The sequence below is a fragment of the Alistipes sp. genome, assembly GCF_020026455.1.
Taxonomy (GTDB): Bacteria; Bacteroidota; Bacteroidia; order Bacteroidales; family Rikenellaceae; genus Alistipes.
In genome coordinates, this window is the sequence record NZ_JAHHQJ010000011.1 from 59317 (window position 1) to 77832 (window position 18516).

The window sequence follows — 18516 nt, forward strand, 5'->3', positions numbered from 1 at the left end:
CTGCCCTGCCGGGCAGATTCCTTTCGGTTATTCGTAGGCTACTTCCAGCTTCCAACTCCAGACGGCATGTCCCGGAACCAGAACGTAAACATAGCCGCACTTATCCTTCTCGTTGTAGACATAGGTTCCGACCGGGCAATAAGCGTTCGCATCCGAGATGGCGGCGCTGATGATCGCCTCGTTGGGATCGAGCAGGAAGCCGCCCTGAGGATCTACGATCGAAACATAGGTGCAGGGCCAGCCGGTCGTGAAGACGGCGGCATAGGGCTTCTCGTCGAACGTGAACGAGCGGATCGAACCCTTGGTATAGTTGCCCCAGTTGTGCGGGCCGCCGGGAGCATTGCCCGGAATCTGAATCATGTTTTGGGGAGTTCCCGAGCCTCCGAAGCCGCTCCAAGTCAGCACATTGCTGCCTCCCACCACAGAATCCCAGATGAACCACGTGCCGGCAATCTCACCCGAGCAGGGCGACATCATCTGCGTCCAGCTGCCATCGTTGGACGGCAGGCCCGAGGACATCTTATGATAAACGTCGCGCGTACCGTTGGTGAAACCCCAGCAGAACTGCGGGCCGTTAGCCATACGGCCTCCGATCGCTGAAACAAGTGCCTTGCCTTTCAGCAGATTACCGCCCACGGAAATAAATGCCGCAATAGCGCTATCCGAGGGGCCGATGATGGTCTCGGCGGGCTGGTTCCAGCCCTTCTTCCAGCAGGCATAGGTTACGGGCGTCGCACCGCTGTCACCGCTGGCAGTCAGCGAAGCCACCAGATGGCCCACTTCGTCGTTGGCCAGTCCGGCGACCTTCAGAGACTCGTAACCGGTCATGTTCAACTCGCCGACCGGAGCGAGGGTCTTGCCGTCGAACACCTTGGTGCCGATGACGATCTTGTCGCCGCTGGCACCGATCTGCTTATAGACGTTGTGCTCCGCAACAAGCATTTCGGTTGCCGTCTTCCGGGTGGCAGGGCTGACCTTGGTGTAGGTCTTCTGCTCCTTCTTGACGGGTTTGGTCTTATAGACGCGTGTGGTCTTCTGGTCGGCACCCGTCACCGTGAACGAAACGGACTGGGTGTAGTCGAGGGGTGACGACGGATCGGGCGAGATGGTCGCACCCTCGGACAGCGTCACGGTCGCCGTGGCCGACTGCATGGCTTCGAGCTGGGAAGCCAGATACTGGAGGTCGATCGACTTGTCGTAGTCGTAGACGTCGCCGGAAAGAGTTTCGCCTTCTCCAAGGTTGAGGACGAAGGTTTCGATACGGCATTTCTCACCCCGCAGCACGTCCTGCCCCTTGGGGGCGGGATCGTCGTCCGAGCAGGCGGCAGCAGACAGGGTAAAAGCGGCCAAAGCGGTGTAAGTGAATAAATTGAAAGTTTTCATAAGGGTCGAGTTGATTTTTGAATTTTCATCGAGTTAGTTGGTTTTTATCTGCGCGTGTAGAAGGCCCACAACGTATAGGTGCGAGAACCTTTGTCGCCGGCCGTGACGCGAATCTCGAGCGGATCGGAAAGGTCTTTCAGCCCCGACAGCGAAGGATAGATAAACGTGTCGTATGCCACGTTGGCACGGACCATCAGACTGGTGACGTCGTATTTTTCACGCAGCTGCTTGGGTATGGGGAAGAAAATTTCGCCCGTTGTTTCGTCGATCACACCGGCAATTCCCATTCCACCGCCCGCAGGCAGGATTTCGATCGAGAGAATCGCACTGTCCGTGTGGAGAAATTCGTCTTCCGCTTCGGCACATGAGGTCAGGCTCAGCGATGCAAGAGCGGCCACGGCCAGTACTGCTAAATATTTTCGGAGTTTCATAATTCTTTCGGTTTTACGCATTTGATTAGTTCCAGCCGGTGTTGTTGTCGCAGAGCTTGTTGTTCGAACGTTCGGACAGCGGAATGGCAAAATGGTAGTAGCGCTCGTAGAAAATACGCTTGTGGCCGCCGTCGGCGTCGACCTGCTCGTAAGTGAAGGATCCGTCGTTCTGCCTGGTGATCTTTACGCCGTGGACGTTTTTGTCGTGGATGACCTCCTCGGCCAGCCGCCAGCGACGCAGATCCCAATAGCGAAGCCCCTCGCCCGCCAGCTCGACCATGCGCTCGTGGCGGACGTATTTCAGAAACTCATCCTTGTCGGCCGTGATACGCGCTCCGAGACCCACACGCGACCGGACGTCGTTGAGCGCCTTCAGGGCTTCGGTGCTGTGCTTGCTCCAGTCCTCCATGGCCAGCGCTTCGGCCTTGTTCAACAGAACTTCGGCATAGCGGATGAGGATCCAGTACTGTCCCGAATCGTTCGTGACCCAGCTCTTGTCGCCGTCGGTGAGGTATTTGCGCAGGTAGTAACCCGTTACAGTCGTTCCGGCCGCACCGGCATTTTCGTAGTCCTTGTAACCGTCCTTGCCGCCGACATAGCTCTCGATCTTGCGGCCCATCCACGAAGCCCCGTTGTAGAGAATCGTGGCGTAGAAACGAGGCTCCCGGTTCGAATAGGGATCGGCGCCATGTGTCGACCAGCTGAACGGGGTGCCGTCGGCCATTTCGTAGCTATCGACCAGTTCGCTCGTGGGGGCGAATCCCGAATAGACCTGCTTGCCCAATTCGGAGTCGCCCGAAGGACGCAGGTAGGCATCGAGGCTGTGTTTGATGATGTTGCTGTCAAAATCTACGGCAAAGCAGATTTCGGGATTGTCGATGCCCGAGGTGAAGACTTTGCCATAGCCCGACAGGTCGAGTTTGCCGCCGGCCTTTTCGGCGTCGCGGGCGGCTTGGGCGGCAACGTCCCAGCGCTCGGCATAGAGCGCCACGCGGCTCAGGAGAGCATAGGCGGACTTTTGCGTGGCCCGTCCCAGGTTGTCGGAGTCCCACTCGGTAGGCAGATCCGGAGCCAGTTCCTTGAGTTCGGTGATGATGAAATCCCAGCACTCGGCCTCCGTCGAGCGGGCCTTGTCGTTCTCCGCTGGGCCGTCGACCTCCGTGCGAAGGATCACACCTCCGTAGACGCGGCAGAGCAGGAAGTAGGCGTAGGCACGGCAGAACCGGGCCTCGGCGATACGGATCTTGAGCCAGTCGTCGCCGAACTTATGCCCATAGGAGGGAGCGTCCTTCAGAAACTCGTTCTCGCGGCGGATACGCCCGTAGTGCGCCCCCCAGCATTCGAAAGCGCCGGCCGAGTTGCTGTTGAAGGCGGCCTCCTGGAAGAGCGAGGAGTTGTAGTTGTGGTTGTACTTGTCCCACGCCGTACTTTTCAGAATATCGGAATAGGCATCCGTCAGCTTGGGCGACGTGTAACTTCCGGTATAAAACTCCGTGTTGGAGCCGAAGATCGAATAGAGACCGATCAAATAGCTGTCGGCCGTTTCGGTCGTGGACCAGACCGTTTCCGGAGAAAAGCGGTCGGAGGGAGTCAGGTCCACAACATCAGAACAGGAGGTGCCGAGTACGGCCGTCCCGAGCCACAGGGTCATTATCGAAATTATTTTTTTCATGGTGCTGTTGCTTTTGCGTTTAGAAGGTTAAGTTGACACCGATGCTGTACGTACGCTGCTGCGGGTAGTAGCCGTTGTTGACCGACGGCATCTCAGGGTCTACATACTTGAAAGCACTGATGGTAAGAAGGTTGGTGCCTGCCACATAGATATTGACACGACCGATTCCCGTATTTTCCAGAACGTGGCTGGGAAGCGTGTAGCCGATCTGGAGGTTCTTCAGGCGCAGGTAGGCACCGTTCTTCACCCACCAGGATGACGGCCATGCATTGTTGCCGTTGGCAACCGTACTCAAACGCGGATAGTCGGCATTGCGGTGATCTTCGCGCCAGGCATTCTCGACAAGGTAGTAGGGAGCATTGCCGTCGCCGTAGAAGGGACGGGTGTACATCGTATTGTCGTAGACACTCGAATCATAGGCAGCACTCAGCTGGTAGTTGCAAAGCGCCACGCCCTGCCACAGAGCCGTCAGGTAGAGACCCTTGTAGGCAACCTCCATGTTGAGCGAGAAGTTCATCTCGGGGTTGTAGCTGTTGCCGATCTTCACGAAGTCGTGCGCCTCGTCGATTTTGCCGTCGCCGTTGATATCGGCATACATCAGGTCGCCCAAGCGTTTTTCGCCCGAAGGAGCCGTGGGCGAATTGGCGATCTGCTCTTCGGTCTGGAAAAGTCCGATGGCCTTGAATCCGTAAAGAATACCCATCGGGTTGCCCAATACGGCGCGGTAGGAGGGGTGATTGTCCGAAATCTGCTTGGCCAGGACCTTGTTGCGGGCCCACGAGAGGCTTCCGGTCAGCGAGTAACGCCAGCCGCTCGCAAAGGAGTTGTTGTGTTTGAGCACCAGCTCGAATCCGCGGTTGTCCACCTTGCCGGAGTTCTTGTAGGAGGGGACATTGCCGCCCAGCGAAGGGGCATACGAGCCACTAACGGGCTCCAGAATGTCGTCCGTCACCTTGTAGAACCAGTCGAATTCGACTCCCAGTTTCCCGCCCCAGGCGTTCAGGTCGAAACCGACGTTGAAACTGCGCGTCCGCGACCAGGTGAGGTCCTTATACACGTAGTTGCTCGTAAAATAGGCGATCTGACCCTTGCCGCCGAGGATATAACTGTACGACGGAGCCGTCGAGGTATAGGACTGCAGGTAGAGATAGGGCGAAGTATCGTCCATACCCAGTTCGCCGTAGGAGGCGCGCAGTTTGAAATAGTCGATCTTGGGAAGCGCCTGTTTGAAGAATTTTTCCTCCGACATCACCCAGCCCAGAGCCACCGAGGGGAAGAAGCCCCAGCGGTTGTCGGGATGGAATTTGTAGGAAGCATCAGCCCGGAAGGAAAATTCGGCAAGATACTTTTTGTCGAAAGCATAGTTGAACCGCCCGGCGACGCTGGCGATGCCCGTTTCATTGAACGAACCGGTCACAGGGGTGGGGATGCCGTCCCACGTGGTGCCGATGGACAGATCCACCGGATAGCGGGCGTAGTAGCCCTTCTTGTAACCGGTCATCGTCTCGGAATAGGCCTTGCGCTGCTCGTAGAAGAGCAGCCCCCCGACGGTATGCCGTCCGAATTCGCGGTTGTAGGTCAGGGTCGGCCGCACGGTGAAGCTGTCGCCATCGGAGGCCGAACGGTTGAAATCGTTGAGCGTATTGATGCCCGAGGCATTCGCTTCGGCGGAGTCCATGGTCGTCGTCGAGAAGGCCATCAGCCGATAGGAACTCATGAAGTTGCGGTTGGTCGTGTTCGAATAGTCGTAGGCTACATGAACGGCGGCCTTCAGTCCCTGAAGAGCCGGGATACTGCCGAAATCGTACTCCAGTTTGGCGTTGCTCTCAAACTGCCAGCGCCGCACGTCCTGATAGCCGCTCTGGTTGACGGCTGCGACGGGCTGGTGGGTGTAGGTACCGCCCTGATAGCCTTGAGGCAGACCGTTGTAGGTCGGAGCGAGCAGCGGCAGCGCATAAATGGCCTGCGAAATGGGGCTGAAATCATTTTGCTTGGCCAGCGAATAGCCCGGAGCGTGCGTGTCGGTGCGGAAGCCGCTGAGATTGACGTTCAGGCTGAGGTTTTTGGCGATCCTGGCATCGATATTGGCGCGGACGTTATAACGTTTGTGCGACGTATTGGGCAGGATACCGTCCTGATTCATCAGGCCGATGCTCGTGTAATATTTGATGTTGTCCGTACCGCCCCTGGCCGAAATATTGTGCTGGTGGGTGAAGCCGTAGTTCTTGAACAGCAGGTCCAGCCAGTCGGTATCGCCGTAGATGCCCTTTTCTTTCATCAAAGCGATTCTCTCGTCGGTCCACAGCGGATCGAGGTTGTCCATTTCGCGGGCTTTGTTGTGCCAGCCGATATAATCCCGGGCGTTCAGCATCTCGGGCATGGCGACATTGGTCGAGAAGGTCACCGAACCGTCGTAGGAGATCTGGGCCGCACCCTTCGAACCGCTCTTGGTCGTGATCAGGATGACGCCGTTGGCTCCGCGGACACCGTAGATGGCCGAGGTGGCGGCGTCCTTGAGGATCGAGATCGACTCGATGTCGTTGGGGTTGACCGTGTTGATCATGCGCTCCACGCCGTCCACGATACACAGCGGCGTGCTGCTGTTGAACGACGAAACGCCACGGACGAGAATCGCCGTGCCGTCGCTACCGGGCTGTCCCGAACGCTGGATGCTCGTCACACCCGGCAGTTTGCCGGTCATCATGTTCGAGACGTTGCTCATCGGGGCCTTCAGCAGTTCCTTGTTGGAGACCGACGATACAGAACCCACGAGGAACTGGCGTTTCTGTGTGCCGTAGCCCACGACGAGCACTTCGTCGACCAGCGTCGCATCTTCATCCAGGACGACGTTGAGCGTCTTGCGGCCGTGGACCGACAGTTCTTCGGTCTTGTAGCCGAGAAAGCTGAAGATCAGGACGTCATCGGGCGACGAGGCATTGATGACATATTGTCCCCGTTCGTCGGTCGTGGTGCCGCGGGCGTTGTTGCCCTTGACAATGACGGCCGCTCCGGAAATTCCGCCTCCCGCAGCATCGGTGACCCGGCCCGAAACCTGAAAGCTTTGGGCCCTAACTACTTCCGAGCCTGTGATCAGCATGGCGACCACAGCCGATACGCAGCACAACAGGCGGCGTATACCTGGAGTTTTCATCTTGTAAAAGTTTCTCATAAGAATAAGGTGGCAATAGATTTAGAGATTGGGGAAAAGGGAGCCGCGCTCCTTTTCGGGATTGGTGTTTTCAGTACATCTGTCGTCTTCTGTGAGGTTGTCTTTAAGGTTACACGATTGCATCGTTCGAAGATCATCCGACACCGTCCGAGTCTGCCGGGCATGCGGAAACTCCCGGCGAATCGGCCACTGCCGGAAGCCCGGCCATCGCGTCCGGAGCGAGAGAAACAACTGCCGAAGTCCTTGTACTGCTCCTCTTCGCCCCAGGTCTGAGGGAGGATGTCACGGCCGATTCCGTTCACAAAAGGTCTTTTTAGCAATACAACCATTCGGTTTTCTGACGATGGGTTAAAGTAAAGCACTTAATCAATGCACAAATATAATGATAAAAATTGTTACAAAAATCATTCATTGTAATAAATTTTATTTAAAAACACATCCCCTCCCCAAAATTCTCATCTTTCGAATCCTTCGGATGACAATCGGGGCACAAGATGGTAAAATACGTTATTATGAACAGGCTTGAATTCATTTTTCTTGTTTTCTATTGCTCGACTCATTATTTATTTTTAACTTTACCTCATTCGCTCCCTGTTTTTCAGGCATCGCGAATGAAAAAAGATTAAAAACAGGAAAACAATGACGCATACTTTTCTTAAGCAGGCCACGGAAGGCAATAAGAATGCGATTCTCAAACAACAGGTCATCTGTCAGTATATCTCCGGAGGCGATTTGAGCATTACGGATTTGAGCAAGGCCATGAATCTGAGTGTGCCGACCGTGACCAAACTCATCGGCGAGTTGATCGACGAGGGATTTGTGCATAATTTCGGCGAGCAGGGTACGGCCGGGGGCCGACGACCGAATATTTACGGTCTGAATCCCTATGCCGGTTATTTCATCGGGGTGGACATCCGCAAGGACTCCGTGGTAATGGCCGTGGTCAACTTCAAGGGGCAGCTGATCGACGAGAGGACCGAAGAGTTCCAGATGGACAGCACGACCGAATCGCTCGACCAGCTCTGCGACGTGATTCTGGCATTCATCCGAACACACAAGATCGCGAACGACAAGGTGCTGGCCATCGGCGTGAACATATCGGGGCGTGTCAATTCGCAGACCGGGTACAGTTACAGCTACTTCTTCGTCGAGGAGCAACCCCTGACGATGCTGCTTGAAGAACGGCTCGGATCGACGGTCTACATCGAGAACGATACGCGCGCGGCAACCTACGGCGAATACATGTATGGCGCCGCCCACAACGAACAGACGATGCTCTACATCAACGCCAGCTGGGGGCTGGGACTGGGGATGATCATCGACGGCAAGATTTTCTACGGCAAGTCGGGGTTCTCGGGCGAGTTCGGCCACTTCCCGCTGCTGGACAACGAGATCATCTGCCGCTGCGGAAAGCGCGGGTGTCTCGAAACGGGAGCCTCGGGATCAGCAATGCACCGTGTGTTTCTCGAGAAACTCCGGCAGGGGCGCGTGTCGATGCTCTCGGAGAAATTCAACAAGGGAGAGGAGATCACGCTCAACGACATCCTCGACGCACTGATGAAGGAGGATGTACTGGCCATCGAAGTACTTGATTCGGTGGGCCATACGCTGGGCAAGGCAATTGCGGGGCTGATCAACATGTTCAATCCCGAAATGATCGTCATCGGTGGCACGCTGTCGGTGGCCAAGGAGTATCTGATGCTGCCCGTGCGCAATGCCGTCAACAAGTATTCGCTGATGCTGGTCAACAAGGATACGCAGATCAAACTCTCGGCGCTGGGCGAGCGTGCCGGAGTGATGGGCGCATGTCTGCTGGCACGGAGCAAGTCGCTCGGGCTTTTCTGACCCACGGCACACACAACAAAAGCCCGGACTTTGTCACCAAAAGTCCGGGCTTTTCCGCATGCGCCGCTACGCGCTATCCCCTATTGCAGGCTGTCGAACAGCGGCTTGTATTTGAGGGCCAGTTCGCGTGCCGTGGCAACGGCGTCGCCCGCCTCGGGGTAGGTCAAAGGCGTGGAGGCTTCGGACCAGCGGCATTCGAAGTCGCGGATCTCGCGATCGAAAGCCTTCTGATCGAACGTGCGCCCTGCGCGCACGGCTTCGGTGACACGGTCGATGAAGAGTTCCCAGCGGGGAGCATAGTAAGTTGAGACCATTCCGGCCCATGCCCGGCTGGCGTAATCCGTGAGGTGGTAACTGTCCCCCCAGATCGAGACGAGCGTGCGTGCGTTGGTTTCGTAGTAATCTTTCGAGGCGGGGTCTGTACCGAATCCCCGGGCGGAGTCGATCCACGCCTCGAGCGAAAATTCCGGATGGCAGGCCACCAGACGGTCCAGATCGGCCAGCAGGCCGCGCATGCAGTCAGCCGCGGCATCCATCGCCGCAAGATCCCGGCGGGCACAGGCCTCAGCAAAGCGGTCGCGGGCCCGGAGAAAATAGTCTCCCAGCACCTGACGCCCCAGGTTGACCACGTCGAAACGGTAGGTATCGCGGTCGCTCCCCACGGCCAGCAGCTGCTCCCAGACCTTCCACAACGTCGGGAACTCATAGCCCACCGTGGGTTTGGTGGTCCAGTACCAGTTGCCCTCGAGCGAGGGATGGGCGCAGGTCAGCGTCGCCAGTCCCGTCTGCGCAGGCTGCGTGTAGATGCTGTCGCAGATCGTATGCCAGGCCGAACGTGCCGCCGGATCGCGGTAGCCCGTGCGGCGGTCGGCCAGGCGGTCGATCCATTCGTCGTCGCTCAGGCCTGTTTTCCACGCCTTGTCCAGAATGAATTCGTACATGAACTGGTTGACGCCGAAGCCTTCGAGCGTCGAACCCACACCCCACAGGTTTCCGCCGCCGTTGGCGAAAGCATCCTCCATGCGGGCACTCACCGTGCGGAAATTACCCGAAAGCATCGTGTTGCCGCCGAAATTGCCCAGATAGCACCACAGATAGGGCTGTCCGTAGAACTGCCGGGTCTGCTTCCAGATCTCGGTAAACTCGCAGAAGTAGTCCAGCATCAGCAGTTTGTCCTGCGGAACGGCGCCCAGAAAGGCTTGAATGTTCTCCTGCGTCCAGTGAGTCGGGTCGGCATAGAAGAGCCAGCCCATCTGAAGCCATACGGCCTCGGGGTCGACCTTCGAGAGCGATTCGTAGATATGGCGCGACATGCCCGCCAGGGTCTCGGGATCCCACGTCGGAGCGTCGATTTCGTTGAAGGGATCGGCTCCGTAGATGTGGTCGGTGCCGAACAGACGGGTCTGCTCGGTGAGGAATTCCCGCTGAATGACCTCGAACAGCGGATCCATCGGGTCGAGGAAGCTGCACCGGTACTCGTCGGCGAAGCCTCCCCAATAACTTACGCGCGTGATCCGGGCGTCGGGATAGAGACGCTTGATTTCCTGGGGAACATGCCCGGCAAATGCCGGCAGCACGGGCTTCATGCCCAGTTCTCGCTCGCGGGCCACGATGCGCTGCTGGAGTTCCAACTGGCCCTGGAGCCACTCCTGAGGCAGAGGACCCTGCCAGTAGTCGATGTTCGACATCCGGTGCCACGGCAGGTGGGCCGGACCCGTGAAGTAGGCGCGGACCTCCTGCTCGGTGAGGCCCAATTTCGTCCAGACCTTCTCCCAAACGGCCTCCTGTCCGGTGATGGCCAGCGGCATGGTAACGCCCTGAAGCGCCATCCAGTCGATGAAGCGCTCCCACTTCGTCCAGCCCCACCAGGGCATCGTGTAGCCGAAGGTGCAGTAATTCAGGAAAAAGCGCTCTTTGGCACGGGCTTCGCCGCGGACCGTGCCTTCGACGGGCGGCAGCACCGAGGGCATCTCAACGGGGTTGCAGCTGTTCCACGACACGGTCGTCAGACAATAGTTCTTCAGGTAATGGTTCAGACCCACGGCAATCGACGTTGAATTGTTGCCGCGAACGATGATTCGCCCGCCGCGCGACTCCAGTTCGAAGCAGTCGGCCGTGTCGGCGATGTGTTCGAAACGGAAGCGGTGTTCCTGTTCGGGGATGATCCGCCGCGCCAGTGCGCGGACGGCCGCATCGTCGTCGGTGTTACAGCTCCCGGCCAGGAACAGCAGCACGAGTGGGGCGAGTAGTCTCAGCATATTCATGTCAAAAATTCGGATTTGAATAAATTAGTTGATATAATTTCGGTCGCTAATTTAATATAATTATTTCAAAAGCCGTTTATCGTAAAATTATTTTTTTTGAATTTGTCGGTTTCATCGGCCGGTTTAGCGCGCTGTCCCCAGGAATCCGGGACTTACAACGGGCCGTTAATCCGGCTTTTGAAATCGCAAGGTCGGGTCGGGAGCCACCGGAACGCGGGTTGCGGGCAGAACGCGGATGGAGGACCGAAAGCGGATGGAGGGCCGAACGCGGGTTGGGGGCCGAACGCGGATAGAGGGAGGGAAGGGCGTGTTTCCGGATCGCCGGATGCACGGCTTTGGATTCGGCAATCCGGAGGCCGGTCGTCCCGATGCAACGGTCGATCCTCCGGCAGCAGGTCATGGAGCTTCTGCGCCAAGAGGGTCTCGCAAAAGAGCGCACAAACGCTGGTCCGGCCCGGAGGAGCAGTTGTTCCATCCGGGCCGGACCAGCGCAAGAGGCACAGGCCTCAGATATCAATAACGGTAGTGCTCGGCCTTGTAGGGGCCATCCTCGCTAACGCCGATATAGTCGGCCTGACGCTTGGTCAGACGGGTCAGCTCGACGCCGAGGTTGTCCAGATGCAGGCGCGCCACCTCCTCGTCGAGGTGCTTCGGCAGGCGGTAGACACCCACCGCGTGCTCCTTCTGCCACAGTTCCATCTGCGCAAGGCACTGGTTGGTGAACGAGTTCGACATCACGAACGAAGGATGGCCCGTAGCGCAGCCGAGGTTCACCAGACGGCCCTCGGCCAAAACGAAGATCGAATGTCCGTCGGGGAAGGTGAACTTGTCGACCTGCGGCTTGATGTTCAGCTTCACGGCCCCCGATTTTTCGAGGCGCGCCATCTGAATCTCGTTGTCGAAATGGCCGATGTTGCAGACAATGGCCTGATCGCGCATGCGTTCCATGTGCTCCAGCGTGATGATGTCGCAGTTACCCGTGCAGGTGACGTAGATGTTGCCTTCGGCCAGCGCACTCTCGACGGTCTTTACCTCGAAACCCTCCATGGCGGCCTGCAGGGCGCAGATGGGGTCGATTTCCGTGACAATCACCCGGGCACCGTAGGAACGCATCGACCGTGCGCATCCCTTGCCCACATCGCCGTAGCCGCACACAACAACCACCTTGCCGGCGATCATCACATCCGTGGCGCGCTTGATGCCGTCGGCCAGCGACTCGCGGCAACCGTAGAGGTTATCGAACTTCGACTTGGTGCACGAATCGTTGACGTTGATGGCCGGAACCAGGAGTTCGCCGGCCTCCTGCATCTGATAGAGGCGGTGCACACCCGTGGTGGTCTCCTCGCTCACACCCTTCCACTCGGCGACCGTGCGGTGCCATTTGTCGGGGTCCTCGGCCAGAATCCGCTGCAGCGTATCGAGGATTACCTCCTCCTCGTAAGACGAAGCGGCGTAATCGAGCGACGAGGCGTCGTTCTCGGCCTTGTAGCCCTTGTGGATCAGCAGTGTGGCGTCGCCGCCGTCGTCGACGATCAGCTGCGGGCCCTTGCCGCCGGGGAACGAGAGGGCCATGGCCGTACACCACCAGTATTCGGGCAGCGTCTCGCCCTTCCACGCGAAGACCGGAACACCCGCGGCGGCAATGGCTGCGGCGGCGTGATCCTGCGTCGAGAAAATATTACACGAGCACCAGCGCACGTCTGCACCCAGCTCCACGAGGGTTTCGATCAGAACCGCCGTCTGGATGGTCATGTGCAGCGAGCCCATCACACGCACGCCCTGCAGCGGCTTTTCGGGTCCGTATTTGCGGCGCACGGCCATCAGGCCGGGCATTTCATGCTCGGAAATCTCGATCTCCTTGCGGCCCCATTCGGCCAACGACATGTCGGCAACCTTATAGGGCATGGTCAAATCCAAATACATAGTATCCTGTTTTAATTTCAAAATAGATTCCTTGTCTCGGGCAATCTGCGCGCGCAATTCCCCCACCGAAGCAAACCGGCGTTCGTCGCGGATCTTTTCGAGCAGTTCGACCTGCAGCCGACGGCCGTAAAGCTCGCCCCGGAAGTCGAAAATATGGGTCTCGAGACGCCGCTCAACGCCCCCGACCGAAGGATTGCGCCCCAGGTTCGACATGGCCTCGTAGATCCGGCCGTCGATCTGCACACGCGAACGGTAAACCCCGTCGGCAGCGGCAACCTGCTCCGGGACGGACAGATTGGCCGTCGGGAAGCCCAACTCATGTCCGAGTCGGCGTCCGTGTTCCACAACGCCCTCGATCAGAACCCGTTCCATCAGATTTTTTCGGTCAGTTTACGCACCAGACGGAACTGCGAGAAGAACTCCTTGGCAAAAACGCGCAGCACCGTATAGGACGGTATTGCCAGCAGCATGCCCAAGATTCCGGCCAGCGATCCGGCGATGAGAATCACCAGGAAGATTTCGAGCGGATGCGCCTTCACCCGCTCGGAATAGAGCGTCGGCTGGAGGATGAAGTCGTCCATCCCCTTGAGGATCAGCAGCGACCCGGCGATCACGAAAGCCGTATGCCCCACGCTCATGCCCTCGATCGGCGAGACGATGCCCACGAAGACCGAGACCACGCCGCCGATCAGCGGCCCGGCATAGGGAACCACGTTCATCACTCCCATGATAAGGCCGATGAATCCCGCGTCGGCGGCCTTCATCCCGAAGGCCATCATCACCAGTGTCACGGCGATCGTCAGCAGGAGGCTCTCCGAAAGGATGCCCGTGAAGTAGCGTGCCAGCAGGAGCGTCACCGAATCCAGCGCACGGGTGATGTTGTCGTGGTAATGTTCCGGGAAAACGGAGGTGATCATCGCATAGAAAAGCCCCTCCTCCTTGAGGAAGAAGAAGGTGATGAACGAAACCGAGAAAATGGCGATCACCGACGAAAGAACGAGGTTGATGACCGACGAGAAAATCGTGTTGAGCGAATTGATGTCGATGACCTTCCGGAGGGCGGCGGTCAGTTCGTCGGAGAGTGAGAAAGTGCTCTCGGGCAGGGAGAAAAGAGCCTGCAAATCGTGCTGCATCCGGGCGATCGGCTCGCCGATGCTCCCCACGACCGCAGCGAAGTCGACATGGGCAAACTGGTTGATCTTGTTGAAGACCAGCGGCACGAACAACGAACACAGCGTAGCCAGGACGACCCAGATCACCACAAGGGTCACCAGCGCGGCCAACCAGCGGGGAACCTGCCACCCCCTGAAGTGCACCGACGAAAGAAACTTCACGAGCGGATTGCCCATGACGGCCAGCACGGCCGAGACGAGGATGTAGACGACAATCGAGGAGAAATACCAGACCAGGAAAAGCACGGCCGCGGCAACCGCCACGCCCGCGATGAACCGCAGGAAAGTCTGGGGAGTCGCCCTCATGGCGTTATTCGTTTTCGAGGTTCTTGCGCAGCCGGGCAATCGGGGTCTGCGAACCCACCGTGGGATCGCCGATCTCCACCAGCAGTTCGCTGTCCTTGGGGACGAGCACGTCGACGCGCGAGCCGAACTTGATGAATCCGCAGACACTGTTCTGCTCGACCTGATGGCCGACGGTCATATAGGAGATGATGCGCCGGGCGATCAGTCCCGCGATCTGGCGGAAGAGCACCTTTTGGCCCGAGGCCATACGCACCACGGTCGTCGTGCGTTCGTTCTCGGTCGAGGACTTGGGGTGCCAGGCCACCAGAAAACGACCCGGATGGTATTTGAAATACTCCACCTTGCCGCCCACGGGAACCCAGTTCATGTGGACGTTCGTAATGGACATGAAGATCGAAATCTGCAGCATCTCCTCCTTGAGGTATTCGTCCTCGGAGACGACCTCCGTCACCACCACGCGGCCGTCGCAGGGTGCGAAGACCAGATCGGCGTCGTGGATACGCACCCGGCGGGGTTCGCGGAAGAAGGCTACGATGAAAAACCAGAACAGCAGCAGCACGATGGCACTGAACCACAGCAGCGAAACATTGGCATCGTGGATCAGCAAATGGTAAAACAGCCACCACAGAAGCAGGCAGACTGCGCCCGAAATGACAATGATTTTATATCCTTCCTTATTGATTCTCATAACACGGTTAAGTTAGCTGTTACATCAGAAAAAGCATATAGACGAAGACGAACGGCGCCGAGAGCAGCATGGCGTCGAAGCGGTCCAGCACTCCGCCGTGACCGGGGATCAGCGTTCCCGAATCCTTGACCCCGGCGGCGCGTTTGAACATCGACTCCACCAGGTCGCCCAGAACCCCCGTAACGGCCGCGACGAGCGCCAGTCCGGACCACACCCAATAGCTGCCGTCCAGCACGCGGGCGGCGACAAGACCCATGGCAACGGCCCCGATCAGCCCCCCGAAGAACCCTTCCCAGGACTTTTTGGGCGAGAGGCGTTCGCACAGGTGGTGTCTGCCGACGGACATGCCCACCAGATAGGCAAAGACATCGTTGGCCCAGATGATGAAAACGTAGAAAAGCATCACCCAGGGATTCCACGTCTCGCTGCCGATGATCGGAATGTAACACATCAGCGAAAACGGGAGCGCCACGTAGACGACTCCCAGGAACGTGATGCCGATATTGGCGGCGGGATTCTCCCGGCGGCGGAAAAGTTCGCAGATGAACATGGTCGGAAGCAGCAACAGCAGGAAGGCCATGCCGCAGGCGAAAGCCTGGCGGGCACTGCCGAGGATCTGGATGTCGTCCGACACGAATGCGAAATTCAAGGCGAAAAGCACGAGCCCGGCAGCCAGTCCGACGATCCATTGGGGGGAACTGCCCCGCTCCCCGGCCAGGGAATAGAACTCCGCCATGCCGACGACCAGCAACGCCGCCAGCAGCAGGCCGAAACTCCATTGCGACCATGCGATAGCCCCCAGCACCACCACGGCGAGGACGGCCCCGCTCGCAGTGCGCACCCAGAGGTTCTTCATTTTTTCACTCATCGTTTTTTAGGGTGTAGTTAGGTTTCAACGGGCTCATTCGGTTTCGGGAGCGGCAACGGCCGGAGCTACGGGAGCCGGTTCGGCCGTTTCGGACTTGCCTGATTCGGCCGAAGGATCGACGACCGCGGCAGCCTGATTACCGGCCTGAGGCTCCTCCCCGACGGCTTTGCCGCCTTCACCTCCGGCCTTGGCTTTCGCCTCGGCCTCGCGGCGTTCGCGTTCGATGTCCTTCTTGCGGCGGCCGAAGATACGCTCAACATCCTCGGTGAAGACCACCTCGCGGGAGAGCAGCAGCTCGGCCAGCTCTTTCAACCCGTCGGCATGTTCGCGGAGCACCTTCTCGGCCATCTTGTAGGCCTGCTCAATGACCTGCTTGGCCTCGGCGTCGATCTGCTGGGCCGTAAGTTCCGAATAGGGTTTCGTGAAGGCCATGTCGCTCTGGCCCGTGGAGTCGTAGAAGGAGAGCGTACCGACGTTCTCGCTCATGCCGTAATAGGCCACCATGGCATAGGCCTGCTTGGTGACGCGTTCCAGGTCGTTGAGCGCCCCGGTCGAAATCTCGCCGAAGGTCAGCTGCTCGGAAACGCGGCCTCCGAGCGTCGCGGCCAGTTCGTCCATCATCTGCTCACGCGTGGTGATCTGACGCTCCTCGGGCAGGTACCAGGCGGCACCCAGCGCCTTGCCGCGCGGGATGATCGTCACCTTGATCAGCGGGCTGGCATGCTCCAGAATCCAGCTCACCGTGGCGTGTCCCGCCTCGTGGAAGGCGATCACGCGCTTCTCCTCGTCGGTGATGATCTTATTCTTGCGCTCCAGACCGCCCACAATGCGGTCGATGGCAGCCAGGAAGTCCTCTTTCGAAATGAATTTCTTGTTGTGCCGCGCGGCAATCAGAGCCGCCTCGTTGCAGACGTTGGCGATGTCGGCACCCGAAAAACCGGGGGTCTGGCGCGCCAGGAACGAACGGTCCAGCTGCGGATCGAGCTTCAGCGGACGCAGGTGGACATTGAAAATCTCCTCGCGCTCCTTCACGTCGGGCAGCCCCACTTCGATCTGACGGTCGAAACGTCCGGCGCGCATCAGTGCCTTGTCGAGGATATCGGCACGATTGGTGGCCGCCAAAACGATGACTCCCGTATTGGTCTGGAAGCCATCCATCTCGGTCAGAAGCTGGTTCAGCGTATTTTCGCGTTCGTCGTTGCCCGAGAATCCGGCATTCTTGCCGCGGGCGCGGCCGATGGCGTCGATCTCGTCGATGAAGACAATGCACGGGGCCTTCTGCTTGGCCTGTTCGAACAGGTCACGGACACGCGAGGCGCCCACGCCGACGAACATCTCGACGAAATCGGAGCCCGAAATCGAGAGGAACGGCACGTTGGCCTCCCCGGCAACTGCCTTGGCCAGCAGGGTCTTACCCGTTCCCGGAGGGCCCACGAGCAATGCACCCTTCGGAATCTTGGCTCCCAGTTCCCTGTACTTGTCGGCCTTCTTCAGGAAATCGACGATCTCCATGATCTCGACCTTCGCCTCCTCCAGGCCGGCCACATCCTTGAACGTCACCCGTCTGGAGTTGTCCTTGTCGAAGACCTGCGCCTTGGCTTTACCGACATTCATGATGCCTCCGCCGCCTCCGGCTCCCGCACCGCGCGACATCGAGCGCATGATGAAAAACCACGCTCCGATGATCACCACCCACGGCAGCAGGTTGAGCAGAATCGAGGTCCAGTCGTTGGCCTTGTTTTCATAGATCACCGGCACGCTCTGCCCCGACTTCTCCTCGGCGGCCTTCAAATCCTCGCGGAACGAGTCGACCGAACCGATGGTGAATGTCAGCTGCACTCCCGTCTCGGGCAGGCGGCGGAAACGACGGTCCACCGAGTCGTTGCGGTATCTCTCGCCGGCATCCTCCTTCAGGAACACCTGCGCCTGATCGCGGTTCACAACCTGGATCTTCTCCACCTCGCCCTTCTCGACCATCTGCTGCACGGTGGCCCAGTCGCTGGGCAGCGGCGCTTCATTGCTGCCGTCGAACAGATACCAGCCGAAGATGAGCATGGCGATCAGGCCGTAGATCCACAGCATCGAAGGACGCGGCATGTTCAGATTCATTTTATTGTTATTCTTGTTTTTCCTTGCCATAATCCGGATTACTCTTCGTATTCATATTTCACCTGCGGTGCGTCGGCCCACAACTCCTCAAGACGGTAGAAGCTCCGGAGCTCGGTCTGGAAGATGTGCACCACCACATCGACATAGTCCATGGCGACCCACACACCGTTCTGCTGGCCTTCGATGCGCCACACCTTCTCGCCCAGTTTTTCGGACACCTGCTCCTCGATTTCGGCGGCTATGGCGCACACCTGCGTCGTGGAATCGGCGTTGCAAACCACAAAATGTGAACAAATCGCTCCATCGAATCCCGAGAGGTCCAACGATACAATATTCTTACCTTTTTTATCTTCAATCGCGCTGACGATCGTTTCGATCAGTTTATCCATAAGCATTCAATAGGGATCTATAACCTTGCAAAGGTATGAAAAGAGAATGAGATTTGAAAGCAACGCGATAAAAATCGCGTTACAAGCGGGCATATTGTCCCGGAAGCAATTCAATATTTCGCACTTTTTGTTGCCGGATTCGTTGTTACGCCGCTTTTCGGAAGACTCCGGCCGCCTCCCCTTTCCGCGCAATGCGGGAACTTTCGGGTCCGATCCGCACAGGCCGCCGCATGGCCACCGGACGGAAGGAGATGGCCGGAAGGCAGGCGGAAGGCGGGCGGAGGCGGGCGGCAGGGG

12 protein-coding genes and 1 pseudogene are annotated in these 18516 nt (G+C 58.3%); 1 reads left to right on the plus strand and 12 read right to left on the minus strand.

What is annotated here, in order from left to right; translation table 11 throughout:
- Nucleotides 1-27: 27 nt before the first annotated feature.
- From QZ460_RS07520 to QZ460_RS07535, 4 genes are read right to left on the minus strand one after another with little or no spacing between them, the layout of a single operon-like run.
- Nucleotides 28-1383 (minus strand): DUF5018 domain-containing protein, encoded by a 1356-nt coding sequence (locus QZ460_RS07520; protein WP_290540962.1) that lies wholly within the window; start codon nucleotides 1381-1383, stop codon nucleotides 28-30.
- 44 nt (nucleotides 1384-1427) lie between these two features.
- Nucleotides 1428-1814, minus strand: coding sequence for a hypothetical protein (locus QZ460_RS07525; RefSeq protein ID WP_290540963.1), 387 nt, complete (start codon nucleotides 1812-1814; stop codon nucleotides 1428-1430).
- A gap of 25 nt (nucleotides 1815-1839) precedes the next feature.
- Nucleotides 1840-3486, minus strand: a complete 1647-nt coding sequence (locus QZ460_RS07530; RefSeq protein WP_290540964.1) for a RagB/SusD family nutrient uptake outer membrane protein — start codon at nucleotides 3484-3486, stop codon at nucleotides 1840-1842.
- A gap of 19 nt (nucleotides 3487-3505) precedes the next feature.
- Nucleotides 3506-6637 (minus strand): TonB-dependent receptor, encoded by a 3132-nt coding sequence (locus tag QZ460_RS07535; RefSeq protein WP_290540965.1) that lies wholly within the window; start codon nucleotides 6635-6637, stop codon nucleotides 3506-3508.
- Between the two features lie 657 nt (nucleotides 6638-7294).
- Between QZ460_RS07535 and QZ460_RS07540 the strand changes: the two genes are divergently transcribed.
- The gene (locus QZ460_RS07540) at nucleotides 7295-8500 is read left to right on the plus strand and encodes an ROK family transcriptional regulator (protein WP_290540966.1); all 1206 of its coding nucleotides are present in this window, start codon (nucleotides 7295-7297) and stop codon (nucleotides 8498-8500) included.
- Between the two features lie 80 nt (nucleotides 8501-8580).
- Here the strand turns inward: QZ460_RS07540 and QZ460_RS07545 are convergent, their stop codons facing one another.
- The 8 genes and pseudogenes from QZ460_RS07545 to rsfS form a co-directional block, all read right to left on the minus strand.
- Nucleotides 8581-10758 carry an alpha-N-acetylglucosaminidase gene (locus QZ460_RS07545; RefSeq protein ID WP_290540967.1) on the minus strand — a complete coding sequence of 726 codons (2178 nt, stop codon included), beginning with the start codon at nucleotides 10756-10758 and terminating at the stop codon, nucleotides 8581-8583.
- A gap of 519 nt (nucleotides 10759-11277) precedes the next feature.
- A complete protein-coding gene (gene ahcY, locus QZ460_RS07550; protein WP_290540988.1) occupies nucleotides 11278-12687 on the minus strand; it encodes an adenosylhomocysteinase in 1410 nt (469 codons plus the stop codon).
- Between the two features lie 78 nt (nucleotides 12688-12765).
- Nucleotides 12766-13059 (minus strand): annotated as a pseudogene (locus QZ460_RS07555) (riboflavin kinase); the annotation flags it as partial.
- Nucleotides 13059-14165, minus strand: a complete 1107-nt coding sequence (locus QZ460_RS07560; RefSeq protein WP_290540968.1) for an AI-2E family transporter — start codon at nucleotides 14163-14165, stop codon at nucleotides 13059-13061. The pseudogene QZ460_RS07555 and the gene QZ460_RS07560, both read right to left, overlap by 1 nt.
- Before the next feature lie 4 nt (nucleotides 14166-14169).
- Nucleotides 14170-14853: a phosphatidylserine decarboxylase family protein gene (locus QZ460_RS07565; RefSeq protein WP_290540969.1), complete on the minus strand. Its 684-nt coding sequence runs from the start codon at nucleotides 14851-14853 to the stop codon at nucleotides 14170-14172.
- Between the two features lie 19 nt (nucleotides 14854-14872).
- Entirely contained in the window at nucleotides 14873-15721 is an 849-nt protein-coding gene (locus tag QZ460_RS07570; RefSeq protein WP_290540970.1) for a phosphatidate cytidylyltransferase, read from the minus strand.
- 33 nt (nucleotides 15722-15754) lie between these two features.
- Entirely contained in the window at nucleotides 15755-17860 is a 2106-nt protein-coding gene (ftsH, locus tag QZ460_RS07575; RefSeq protein WP_290540971.1) for an ATP-dependent zinc metalloprotease FtsH, read from the minus strand.
- Between the two features lie 8 nt (nucleotides 17861-17868).
- On the minus strand, nucleotides 17869-18219 hold the full coding sequence (gene rsfS, locus QZ460_RS07580) for a ribosome silencing factor (RefSeq protein WP_290540972.1): 351 nt from the start codon (nucleotides 18217-18219) through the stop codon (nucleotides 17869-17871).
- Nucleotides 18220-18516 lie beyond the last annotated feature (297 nt).